Genomic DNA, 11,492 nt, shown 5'->3' with positions numbered 1-11,492 from the left:
AATAGTGAGGCGTCTAACTGCCTCTTGAGAGCCAGTTATCCATGCCTTCTGCTGCGGCCTTCGCAATCGCAAAACATGCGGTGAGAAGATAGCCGCCCGTCGGTGCTTCCCAGTCGATCATCTCGCCAGCAACAAACATGCTGGGCAGTTTTTTGAGCATATAATGCTCATCGATTTCGCTCCATTCTATGCCGCCCGCAGAAGATATGGCTTCCTCAATGGGGCGTGGACGAAGGAGTGGCACTTCCAGTGACTTGATAGTCTGCGCCAGTTTGGCGGGGTCTTTTTCGCGCTGAAACTCAAGCACAAGTGCTGCTTTGACACCCTTAAGGCCAGCGCCCTTTCGCAATATATTACTAATACTTAGCTTCTTATCCTGAAGCGAAATATCAAGTTTCAGCCGTTCAAGCGTACGGCCCGGCGCAAGATCGAGAATGAGGTTGGCATGGCCGTCGCGTTCAAGGTCATCGCGCAAAGCAGCTGAATGTGTATAGACAAGGCTGCCTTCCACGCCGCCGCGCGTAATCACAAACTCGCCTTGTGTTGTTCCTGCCTTGCTGGTGATCGTCACCGACTTGACAGGCTCGCCTGCGAAGCGCTCGGAAAAGACGCCACTCCAGGCAACATCGAAACCGCAATTGGCCGGACGCATCGGCGTAATCCGGATGCCCTGCCCCTCGAATATTCCACTCCATGCGCCATTGGAACCCAGCTTGGGCCAGCTTGCGCCTCCGAAGGCAAACAGTGCGGCATCGCACGAAACAAGTTCAATTCCATTTGGCGTTTGCACGAGAGGCCTACCAGAATCGAAGCCTATCCATTTTTGCCGGGTCAGGATTTTAACGCCTTGTGCTTCCAATCGACGTACCCACGCGCGCAGCAAAGGCGAAGCTTTCATGGCTTTGGGAAATACGCGGCCGGAGGAGCCGACAAAACTTTCTGCGCCGAGCGCATCGGCCCAGTCGCGTAAATTCTCCGGTGTGAACTGTTGTAAAGCTGGCAACAGGGGATCGTTGCTCATGCCGTAGCGCTGCGCGAATTGCGCAAATTCTTCGGAATGTGTGATGTTCAGACCGGATTTGCCTGCCAGCAAAAACTTGCGCCCAACGGTTGGCATCTGCTCATAAACCGTTACGGAATGTCCAAGTGTCGACAAGCGTTCGGCGGCGAATAACCCTGCAGGTCCGCCACCGAAAATCGCAATTATGCGTTCACGCATCGCTGTCCGCACCGCGCTCAAGCATCAATCTTCTTTCTCCAGCATTTCTTTAACAGCAGTTGCTAACTGTTTGAGAGAGAATGGCTTTGGCAAGAAGCCAAACTTGGCATCGGCTGGCAGATTGCGCGCAAATGCGTCTTCTGCATAACCTGAAACAAAGATGAACTTGATGTCCGGATGCGTCTTACGCAATTCGCGTAATAGCGTCGGTCCATCCATTTCAGGCATGACAACGTCGGAAACAACGATATCGACCTGTCCATTCAGTTCTTCAAGAACTTCAAGCGCTTCGACGCCTGATGCCGCTTCGTGGACTGTATAGCCACGCGACTGCAACGCGCGCACACCACCCATGCGAACCGCGTCTTCGTCCTCAACGAGCAGAACGGTCGCGGAGCCGGAAAGGTCAGTTGCCTTTTCGACCTTCTTCTCCTTGACCGCAATCGGTGCGTTATCTGCGCCCTTTTCTTCGATATGGCGCGGAAGGAAGATCTTGAAGGTTGTGCCCTTGCCGACTTCGGAATCGCAATAGATGAAGCCGCCGGTCTGCTTGATGATGCCATAGACCATAGAAAGGCCAAGACCGGTGCCTTTGCCGACTTCCTTGGTGGTGAAGAATGGTTCGAAGATTTTCTCAAGCACATCGGCAGGAATGCCAGTGCCATTGTCTGCAACTTCAAAGACGACATAATCGGCTTCAGGCAAGTCTCGATAGTTGAGCTTTGCGGCTTCTGACGCTTTGACATTGCGCGTTCGCAAAGTGATCTCGCCACCTTCAGGCATGGCGTCACGAGCGTTTACGGCCAGATTGACAGCAACCTGCTCGAACTGGCCCAGATCGGCCTTAACCGGCCAGACGTCGCGTCCATGTTCAATCTTAAGTCCAATATCCTTGCCAACGAGGCGTGCCAGAAGCATGCGCAAATCGGCCAACACATCGGTAAGGTCAAGAACTTCTGGGCGTAGCGTCTGACGGCGTGAGAATGCCAGTAGCTGACGCACGAGAGAAGCCGCACGATTTGCGTTCTGCTTGATGTTCATGATGTCCGGGAAGGATGGATCAGAAGCGCGATAATTGCTCAACAGCAAATCCGATGACATGATAATCGCGGTCAACACGTTGTTGAAATCGTGGGCGATACCGCCTGCCAGTTGCCCCACTGCCTGCATCTTCTGGCTTTGCGCCATCTGATTTTCGAGCGCTTTCTGCTCGGTGGTTTCCACTGCAGAAATGATGGCAGCTTCTTCGCTGGTCTCGCGCAGATCGGTGACAGCACTTAAATAGAAACGAATATGACGCTCTTCATTACCCGGAAGAACAGTATCGACCGGAGAAATGCTTGCCTGACCCGCAAAAGCTGCGGCGAGTGCTTTGTTGAAAGTCTCGCGGTCACGTTCGTGAACGACATTCTCAAGCTTCATGCGGTTGTCGATGGCATCGCGATCAACCACAGGTGCAAAAATGTCAAGGAAGCGCGCATTGGTGCGCAGCGTATGCCCTTCAGCATCTACAGCAGCAATCGCCATCGGTGCCGAATTGAAGAAGCGCGTGAACCGCACTTCGGCAGAACGCAATGCTGCTGATGAATCTTCACCCTCGGCGCGATCAAGCACGATTGTGCGACTTGTGCCACGTGTTCCGTCGCGTGCAGCTTGAACGCGATGATAGAAGCGAACAGCAAGACTCTGGCCGTTACGCTTGATCAGATCAAGGTCGATGACCGTATTGCGACTGGTGCCCGGCTCCGCCTTGACGGCCTTGATGAGCGCCATCCCGCTACCCGCAACAATATCATTGAGTGTGAGTGAACCCGGGGTGAATTGGGTGAGGTCGACGCCAAGCCATTCGGCGAGCGTCGCATTGAGATAGATGATGCGACCCGACGGATCAGCCGAGAAAAATCCGGCAGGTGCATGATCAAGATGGTTGATCGCTTCCTGAAGTTCCTGAAAGAAGCGTTCCTGTTCGGCGCGTTCATCGGAAATATCCGCAATCTGCCAAGCAACCAACTGTCCCTTGAAGTCTGGCCCGCCATCAACCGGACGAGCCTTGATACGATACCAGACCGGGGCGGCAGAGCCGTGACCATCACGTGAAAGACCGCCCGATATGCGTACTTCTTCCTGTCCCGACAGGCCGTCACGGACCGCATTTGTCAGGCGATAGATGGCGTCGGAAGCAGCCGGTTCATTCGTCAGAATATTGTCGAGTGAGCGCACGCCGTCGGCAGTCGCAACGCCGGTCATGCCGGCATAGGAATTATTGGCGTAAACGATCTGGCCACGGGAATCCGAAATCACCGTTCCTTCGGGCAGCGTATCCATGAAGGTATGGGCCAGGTCCTGCCCGCCATGGCGCTGGCTGAACTGAATCAGACCTGTGGCAGCACCGAAAAGATAGAACACGCCGATCATGGACAGGATGCCCATCAGGACGATAGCAAAACCGTCACCTAGCTTGTCTCGAAACAGGAAATAGACAAGGGCTGCAACTGTCAGCACTATGCCGATGATCAGGAGCCTCAGTGCTGAGCTTGAGCCACGCTTCGGCATGACGAGCGGTTTCGGATAATTATTGTCCGTCTGTCGCGACATCAGGCCCACTGCCCTTTCATGCTGTTTGGCTGAACTGCATGGACGACAAATCGTCCGTTTGCTGTTACTTCCAGCTCAAGCGCTATCTTATTCATCAAGCAAAACCAATCACGTTCCCTGCATCGTTTTCCAGCTTCATGTCTTGTGCCAGATTTTGTCGCATATTGCAGGGTATATACGATTCGCAGAATGCGTTAATTGCCCGGCAGCACAAGCTTGCCGACCTCAAAACAGCATCAACTAAGCTGTTTTGCACTGTTTTGGCTGGGGATCATATGTTTCTCACAAATTGATGGAACATTCCCAAGCAGGGTAAATTGAACTAGTGTTCTATAGGACATGTGTTGTCACGTTGATTTGAAGCGCGGGGATTTGTGGTTTCCGTCAACCGGACATTATTCGTTTTAGTATGAGAGGGTTACCCGCATGAAGGAATGGCTCAGCGGTCTTGTTGGAGAAAGCGCGGCAAATATTGTCGGCTTCATCCTTATTTTTGCGATCATTTTAGGCGGAATTTTTGTTGTTCTGAGTATTATTCGTCGCTTCAGCGGTGGAACTTTTGCCACGAACGGTCGAACTGGACGCCAGCCAAGACTTTCAGTTATGGATGCAGCAGCAGTCGATAGCCGCCGCAAGCTGGTTCTGATCCGCCGTGACGACGTTGAACATCTGTTGCTGATCGGCGGCCCTACTGACGTTGTCGTTGAACAGAATATCGTCATGGAATCACGCGCGAATTCGCGTTCACAAAGCGTTCGTATCGAAGCAGAACATATAGAGCGTTTCCGTCAGCATGAGGCGAGCATTACGTCCGAGGTGACAGACCGCCCGGCTCTCACGCAACACACGACGCAGTCGGTGGAAAAAGGTGAAGCCATTCAGCTGAATTCTCCGATTGAAACACCGGTTCAGCGCAAACCTGAACCAGTACGGGAAACGCCAGCTCAGCAGGTGAGCCCTGAAACGCCGCAGTTTCGCGCTCCTCCACGCCCACCTGTCACGCCAGTTGCCCCTCAGGCACCAAAAACGGTTGAGGCACCTGCCTTTCAGGCGCGTACACAGCCGCCACGCCCAGCTCCCAACTATCCGCCGCAGCCGCGCACTGTGCTTCCTGCTGAACGTCCGGCGGAACAGCCCCAGTCACCACGCCTGCATCCTGCCTACCCTCTCAGCCAGGTTTCTCGCGGAGTTCTGAGTTCAACCTCAGGCCTGGGTGCCAGTGCCGCTGCAGCAGCTGCAGCAACAGTTGCAGTGTCCGATCTTGGTAGTGTTACGCCAGAACGTGAAGTGACGACGAGTGCAAAAGCACCTGCACCTGAAATCGGTGACATCTTGCAAAGCCCAGCGGTAACGACGTCATCGGCACCAGATTTCACGCCACCTGCCCTCAAGGCAGAGCAAGTTTCAGCTCCGTCAAATCCAGAGCCAGAAACTATAGATGATGATCTTGGTGATCTTGGTGGTGCTTTCCACGATGCCATCATGGCTGATCTTGAAACAGAAAGCCCGGCAGGCTCTACCAGTCACGAACCTGAAATGCTGGAAGTAGATATTTTTGAAGAAGAGCTTCTGGGCTCACTCGATATCTCTCCAAATGGCGGGAAACCGGATGACAGTATCGAGGATGAAATGGAAAAGCTTCTCGGTGAGCTTACCAAGAACGAGACCCGCAACTTTTAGGTAATTCTCATTGCGTGAAAGCGACGGTTACAGCGATTCCAGTTAATACCGGTTCCCACTTTTGCTGGAAGTGCTTTTAAATCAAGGGTATCAGTCAAACAGGCTGATACCCTTTCTTTTCGCCTGATTAAAACATAAAGAAAAAAGGCTGCGGGAGCCGCAGCCTTTAAAGAATTTTCTAATCGACTTACCGCATAATTCCTTAAACCTTTAACAGTTTAAGGTAAAATTACGCAGCAAATTTAATCTGTTAGAGCTTCATTTGTGCGTCCAAATGGACGCATGGCGCTCTAATTAAGATCAATCGTCGCGATAGACCTTTTCGCGGCGCTCATGGCGCTCTTGTGCTTCAATAGAAAGCGTTGCGATTGGTCGTGCATCAAGTCGTTTCAAACTGATTGGATCGCCGGTTTCTTCACAGAAACCATAGGTTCCTTCGTCAATACGGCTTAAAGCTGCATCGATTTTGGAAATCAGTTTGCGCTGCCTGTCACGAGCGCGAAGTTCAATTGCCCGGTCCGTTTCGGAGGATGCCCTATCCGCCAGGTCCGGGTGATTTGCATTTTCCTGCTGCAGCGCTTCGAGCGTTTCGCGCGCTTCGCGCAGAATATCATTCCTCCATGCAACAAGTTTTGCACGAAAGTAAGACTTCTGCCGTTCATTCATGAACGGCTCGTCTTCAGTGGGCCTATAGTCAAGGTCGATCAATTCACTCATTCTGAATCACCCCACATCTAGGAGACGCGAGCGGTTATATAAGTCCATAGCAACAAGGACACAACATCAAACACACGCGTCTCGCTACTTTTTAATTCATCAAAATTGTATGATTTTGATGAAAAAATAAGCAATTTAATTTCAAAATGTAATTTATTCGGTTTTGTTTTTATAAAAGACTTCAAACTATTAGGTAGTCACCTGCTTAAGAAACATAATTACAAATGAAGAACAATCGATCCTGCTGATTATGCCCAATTATGCATCAAAACTATCTGTGAATATTCACACGCCACACCAGAAAGTTGCCCGAAACTGCATGTAGTCGGAGCAAACTTGCAGAAAATGTGGCATGAATTGAGCTGCAAGCGCATCAAAATGCAGTCAGGAGCCCTCAATGAGTCGCCTTTTCCTCCTCCGCCATGCCAAAGCAATATGGGCAAAGCCTGCAATGAAAGACTTTGACAGGCCGCTGGATGAAGAAGGTATTTCCTCATTAAACGAGTTGGCCGAAGCCATGAAGGCGTCAAAGCTATTCCCTGAAAAGGTTTTACTTTCGGCTTCCTGTCGCACGCGCGAAACTGCGTTTGGTTTGATTGAACGGCTCGGAATAGATGCAGAAATGATCATCGATGAGACGATCTATAGCGGCGGAGCTGGTGAATATATGCAGGCAATAAAGAAAAATGCAGATTCAGACCATTTGATGCTGGTCGGGCACAATCCAAGTATGGAAGATCTTGCATTGGCGCTTTGCGGCGATGGTGAACCCTCAAGTCTTTCAAGGCTTGAAGCTGGCTTCCCAACCGCAGCCCTCGCTACAATTACCTTTGATGGACCATTGTCGGATATTGCGCGCGGAAAGGGCTTCCTGGAAAGTTTTCCTCTACCCTGTTGAGGACTATCGATTGAATCCGATGCTTCCTTGTTGATATGCCTCACGAGTTCCTATGTATGGCAGTGACAAGATGTAATTTTCACGAGGGAACAATTGGCAAAACTGACCAGTTTCGGCGATGAAGCAAGGATCGCACTCGACACGCTGACAGATCGGGCAACGGGTTTGATGTCGCCTTCGCTGAGGCTGGGTGTCACGGGTCTTTCCCGCGCTGGTAAGACGGTTTTCATAACCGCACTGGTGCACAATATGGTGCATGGCGGCCGCCTGTCCTTGTTTGAGGCATATAAGTCAGGCCGCATTTCACGTTCCATGCTCGAACCGCAGCCGGACGATGCAGTTCCGCGTTTTCAGTATGAAGAACACCTTTCAGCTTTGCTCGACGAACGTATCTGGCCGGATTCGACGCGTGCTATCTCGCAACTTCGTCTTACGATTGAATATGAAACCGCATCCGCATGGGGCCGCTGGTTTTCGCCGGGGCGACTGTCGGTTGATATTGTCGACTATCCCGGTGAGTGGTTGCTCGACCTTCCCTTGCTGGGAAAGACCTATAGCGAGTTCAGCGCGGATTCATTTGCTCTGGCCAATGAGCCAACGCATATCGATCTCGCACAGATGTGGTTGCACGACGCGCAAACCGTTTCGCCGTCCGACAATGCAGACGAATTGACTGCTCAGCGACTGGCCAGAAGCTTCACGGCTTATCTGCGTGCTGGCAAAGCTGATGAGCGCGCTCTGTCTACACTGCCGCCGGGACGTTTTCTGATGCCCGGTGATCTTGAAGGTTCGCCAGCCCTTACTTTTGCGCCCTTGCCCGAGCTGAAGCCGGAAGATTTCAAAGCAGGCAGTTTGGCTTCAATGATGGAACGTCGTTACGAGGCCTACAAAACGCATGTGATCAAGCCATTCTTTCGCGAACATATTGCCCGGCTCGATCGCCAGATCATTCTCATTGATGCCATGCAGGCCATGAATGCAGGCGGAGCCGTGGTGGCCGATCTTGAGCGCGCACTGACTGATATTCTATCTTGCTTCCGTCCCGGACGTGCCAATCTGCTCACCGGCCTTATCCAGCGCCGTATTGGCCGTATTCTGGTTGCGGCCACCAAGGCTGATCACCTTCACCACGAGAGCCATGACAGGTTGCAGGCGATTGTTCGCCGTCTTGTCGAGCGGGCAATAGAACGCGCTGATTTCTCAGGCGCCGATATTGACGTGCTGGCGATGGCTGCTGTGCGTGCCACGCGTGAGGCGACGGTAAAGGAAGGCAAGGACACACTGCCTGTCATTATCGGAACACCGCTCAAAGGCGAACGAATTGATGCGGAAGTATTCGATGGTGAAACAGAAACTGCTATATTTCCCGGTGATTTACCAAAGAATCCTAATGTAATATTCGAACCGTCAGTTTCGAGCGACGAACCAGCTATCCGCTTCGTGCGTTTTCGGCCTCCACGGCTTGAACGAACTGCCGAAGGTCTAACGCTTTCATTGCCACATATCAGGCTTGATCGCGCACTCCAGTTTCTCATCGGGGATCGTCTGGCATGAGCGAGCAGCCTCCACGCAAACCCGCAGCCTTTACCGTCAAAAAGCCAACTGAGACGGTTTCAATTGCCGAAGCGATGCAAGAAGCACCGCGTCGTCCGCGTGCCGTCACGGATCTGGACAAAGTCGTTCCAGAGATCGATGTCTTTGCCTTGAGCGATGAAGAAGCCGCTGAACTGGAAGTTTTGGACCCGTCATTTGAAGCGCCGCCTCGGCGACGCTGGTCTTTGAGCAAGATCTTGTTGGGTGCTCTGGGTATATTGGTTTCATTTGCCATTGGCATTTGGACCGAAGACCTTATTCAGGCGCTTTTCATGCGCGCTGACTGGCTTGGCTGGACGGCGCTAGGCGTCGCAATGATCGCGCTTGCTTCTTTCGTTGCAATTATCGTGCGTGAATTATTGGCTTTAAGGCGACTGGCATCAGTGCAACATCTGCGCAAGGATGCCGCAGATGCGGCGGAGCGTGATGATATGGCCGCAGCCCGTAAAGCAGTTGATGCGCTGCGCACAATTGCGGCAGGCCTGCCTGAAACTGCGCGTGGACGACAGATGCTTGACGGTCTGACCGATGAAATCATTGATGGCCGCAATCTCATCCGCCTTGCGGAGACAGAAATATTGCGCCCTCTAGACCGAGAAGCACGCGCACTAATCCTCAATGCATCAAAACGCGTTTCAATCGTCACCGCGATCAGTCCACGCGCGCTCGTCGATATTGGCTATGTGATTTTTGAATCCGCCCGACTGATCCGGCGGCTGTCACAGCTTTACGGTGGGCGTCCGGGCACCTTGGGGTTTCTCAAACTTGCACGTCGGGTCGTGGCGCATCTGGCCGTGACTGGGACCCTCGCGATGGGTGATAGCGTCATTCAGCAGCTCATCGGCCACGGATTGGCATCGCGCCTTTCTGCGAAACTCGGTGAAGGTGTCGTCAATGGATTGATGACTGCCCGTATCGGTATCGCAGCGATGGATGTCGTGCGGCCCTTTCCGTTCAATTCGGAAAAACGCCCCGGTGTTGGGGACTTTATCGGCGACATTGCGCGCATAACCGGCGACAAAGGCGTGAAGCCGAAAAATAAGGATTAATGCTCTTCCCGAAAAAGATGAAGCTGTATTCGGACTAGGCGCACTTTTACGCAATTCAATGTCACACATTCCCGGAAATCTCGTTGACTTTAACAGTCGTGACAACGAAGCATTAACCATTCGCAACGAATATAAGATAGATGTATCGGGTGCTCGAATCTGTGATCCTTGCGCCGTAGAAATGCACTGATGCCCGATTGTGGGACATTCGGTTGCGGAGTGTTTACAGATAAATTATTGGAATGGTGCCTTAGGGTCGAGATTCCGGGACAGAGCTGAATATGAAAAACTACATCGCTGCATGCCTCACGCTACTGCCCGCATCGTTTTTTGCTGCGCCAGCTCTGGCCGCAGATAAGGATGAACAGTTTTTCCAGACGATTGAGGGCCAATGGTCCGGTCCGGGTGAAATTGTCGCCGGAAAATACAAGGGCACCAAGTTTGTATGCTCGCTGGCAGGCACAACGCCTAACGACGCAGTCGGTATGACGTTGGATGGCTCCTGCCGGGTGGGTGTTTTCTCTCAGCCGATGAAGGCGACGGTCACGCGCGTTGGCACCAGCTATTCCGGGAAGTTTAATGACGGCGCAGAAGGCAAGGGCCTGAATGTAACGTCAGGTTCCGTGACGGGAAACAAAGTGGTTCTTGGCTTAAACCGCAAGGAACTGAATGGTGCGATGCTCGCGCGCGTTGCCGACAAAAACACCATGAACGTCACGGTTTCGGTTCGCGTTGACAAGGAATTGGTTCCAGTGATCGGGATGAGCCTCAAGCGCATCGATAACATCGCTGTTGGCAGTATTGCCAAAAACTAACCGGCTCCGGTTAGTCTATGTATTCAAGCCACCAGCCCGCATCAGTGCGGGCTTTTTCTATTTCAGAGCAGGCGCACGCCAATTCCCACTCAGAAACGCTTTTGCCTGCAATCTTAAGCGTTGGCGCAATATCGTTAAGCGGTACGAGCACGAATGCACGTTCCTGAATGCGCGGATGCGGTAACTCAAGCGCCGGTTCATTCATGATGACCGCCTCACCTGACTTTTCCATAGCAAGAATATCAATGTCGATAATGCGTGGTCCCCAACGCTCTAACCGCACCCGTTTAAGCGAACGTTCAACGTCGAGACATGTCTCAATAAGCTTTAATGGTTCAAGTGCGGTTTCGATCTCTGCGCAGGCATTGTGAAACCAGGCTTGATCGGTCTTACCCCATGGCGGCGTGCGATAGACATTTGAAACAGCGACGACCTTCGTGTCTGCACGAGCTTCAAGCAGTTTCAACGCCTTGGCCATGGAAGCGACTGGATCATCGATGTTACCGCCTAGTCCAATCCAAGCGCGATAGAGCCAAGCGTGATAGATAACGGCATTACTCATCAGCGCGGATAAACCACTGTTACTTCCACATGGTCCAGAACGCCCGGAACCGGGGCATTCGGCTTGCGAACAGTGATTTCAGCGCGCTTGATCTGAGGAAAACGCGCGACCAGTGCCTTACCGACATCAAGTGCAAGCGTTTCGATGAGATAACGCTGACGACCGGTGATGATGTCTTGAATGACAGTAAAAGCGATCCCGTAATGGACTGTGCCTTCAATATCGTCATTGTCCAGCGAGGCGCCGGGATCGACGTCCAGTATCGCATCGACATAGAAACGCTGGCCGAGTTTATGTTCCTCGTCAAAGACGCCGTGGTGCGCGAAGAACGCGCAATTCATGATACGGATGGTGTACACGGCCA

The 11,492-nt window shown here is 52.3% G+C and carries 10 protein-coding genes; 5 read left to right on the top strand and 5 right to left on the bottom strand.

The annotated features are described in order from the left end of the window. Positions 1 to 13: 13 nt before the first annotated feature. Both OIV19_RS06375 and cckA read right to left on the bottom strand, forming a co-directional pair. Positions 14 to 1,219 carry a TIGR03862 family flavoprotein gene (locus OIV19_RS06375; protein WP_264231035.1) on the bottom strand — a complete coding sequence of 402 codons (1,206 nt, stop codon included), beginning with the start codon at positions 1,217 to 1,219 and terminating at the stop codon, positions 14 to 16. A 24-nt stretch (positions 1,220 to 1,243) separates the two neighbouring features. Continuing rightward, the gene (cckA, locus tag OIV19_RS06370) at positions 1,244 to 3,814 is read right to left on the bottom strand and encodes a cell cycle histidine kinase CckA (protein ID WP_095446655.1); all 2,571 of its coding nucleotides are present in this window, start codon (positions 3,812 to 3,814) and stop codon (positions 1,244 to 1,246) included. Between the two features lie 426 nt (positions 3,815 to 4,240). Between cckA and OIV19_RS06365 the strand changes: the two genes are divergently transcribed. Continuing rightward, positions 4,241 to 5,494: a flagellar biosynthetic protein FliO gene (locus OIV19_RS06365; protein ID WP_264231034.1), complete on the top strand. Its 1,254-nt coding sequence runs from the start codon at positions 4,241 to 4,243 to the stop codon at positions 5,492 to 5,494. Positions 5,495 to 5,794: 300 nt separating this feature from the next. Here OIV19_RS06365 and dksA read toward each other — a convergent pair whose 3' ends face one another. Beyond that, a complete protein-coding gene (gene dksA / locus OIV19_RS06360; protein ID WP_024898699.1) occupies positions 5,795 to 6,211 on the bottom strand; it encodes an RNA polymerase-binding protein DksA in 417 nt (138 codons plus the stop codon). A 397-nt stretch (positions 6,212 to 6,608) separates the two neighbouring features. On the opposite strand from dksA, the gene OIV19_RS06355 reads away from it, so the two are divergent. From OIV19_RS06355 to OIV19_RS06340, 4 genes are all read left to right on the top strand, one after another. After that, positions 6,609 to 7,109: a SixA phosphatase family protein gene (locus OIV19_RS06355; RefSeq protein WP_151094866.1), complete on the top strand. Its 501-nt coding sequence runs from the start codon at positions 6,609 to 6,611 to the stop codon at positions 7,107 to 7,109. 93 nt (positions 7,110 to 7,202) lie between these two features. Then, positions 7,203 to 8,663, top strand: coding sequence for a YcjX family protein (locus OIV19_RS06350; protein ID WP_264231033.1), 1,461 nt, complete (start codon positions 7,203 to 7,205; stop codon positions 8,661 to 8,663). After that, positions 8,660 to 9,751 (top strand): TIGR01620 family protein, encoded by a 1,092-nt coding sequence (locus OIV19_RS06345; RefSeq protein ID WP_264231032.1) that lies wholly within the window; start codon positions 8,660 to 8,662, stop codon positions 9,749 to 9,751. The genes OIV19_RS06350 and OIV19_RS06345 overlap by 4 nt, the downstream gene beginning before the upstream one ends. Before the next feature lie 281 nt (positions 9,752 to 10,032). Further along, positions 10,033 to 10,566 (top strand): hypothetical protein, encoded by a 534-nt coding sequence (locus OIV19_RS06340; RefSeq protein ID WP_095446650.1) that lies wholly within the window; start codon positions 10,033 to 10,035, stop codon positions 10,564 to 10,566. Positions 10,567 to 10,576: 10 nt separating this feature from the next. Here the strand turns inward: OIV19_RS06340 and folK are convergent, their stop codons facing one another. Next, a complete protein-coding gene (gene folK / locus OIV19_RS06335) occupies positions 10,577 to 11,128 on the bottom strand; it encodes a 2-amino-4-hydroxy-6-hydroxymethyldihydropteridine diphosphokinase (RefSeq protein ID WP_264231031.1) in 552 nt (183 codons plus the stop codon). After that, positions 11,128 to 11,487, bottom strand: coding sequence for a dihydroneopterin aldolase (folB, locus tag OIV19_RS06330; protein WP_095447903.1), 360 nt, complete (start codon positions 11,485 to 11,487; stop codon positions 11,128 to 11,130). The genes folK and folB overlap by 1 nt, the downstream gene beginning before the upstream one ends. Positions 11,488 to 11,492: the final 5 nt, after the last annotated feature.

The sequence above is a fragment of the Brucella sp. HL-2 genome (assembly GCF_025846885.2).
In the GTDB taxonomy this organism is placed as follows: domain Bacteria; phylum Pseudomonadota; class Alphaproteobacteria; order Rhizobiales; family Rhizobiaceae; genus Brucella; species Brucella quorumnocens.
Note: the sequence above shows the minus strand (reverse complement) of the source record. Positions and strands in the feature narration are given on the sequence as shown.

Bases quoted from the DNA above. Each gene is read 5' to 3' on its own strand.
- OIV19_RS06375 (WP_264231035.1), bottom strand. From the start codon at position 1,219: ATGCGTGAACGCATAATTGCGATTTTCGGTGGCGGACCTGCAGGGTTA.
- cckA (WP_095446655.1), bottom strand. From the start codon at position 3,814: ATGTCGCGACAGACGGACAATAATTATCCGAAACCGCTCGTCATGCCG.
- OIV19_RS06365 (WP_264231034.1), top strand. From the start codon at position 4,241: ATGAAGGAATGGCTCAGCGGTCTTGTTGGAGAAAGCGCGGCAAATATT.
- dksA (WP_024898699.1), bottom strand. From the start codon at position 6,211: ATGAGTGAATTGATCGACCTTGACTATAGGCCCACTGAAGACGAGCCG.
- OIV19_RS06355 (WP_151094866.1), top strand. From the start codon at position 6,609: ATGAGTCGCCTTTTCCTCCTCCGCCATGCCAAAGCAATATGGGCAAAG.
- OIV19_RS06345 (WP_264231032.1), top strand. From the start codon at position 8,660: ATGAGCGAGCAGCCTCCACGCAAACCCGCAGCCTTTACCGTCAAAAAG.
- OIV19_RS06340 (WP_095446650.1), top strand. From the start codon at position 10,033: ATGAAAAACTACATCGCTGCATGCCTCACGCTACTGCCCGCATCGTTT.
- folK (WP_264231031.1), bottom strand. From the start codon at position 11,128: ATGAGTAATGCCGTTATCTATCACGCTTGGCTCTATCGCGCTTGGATT.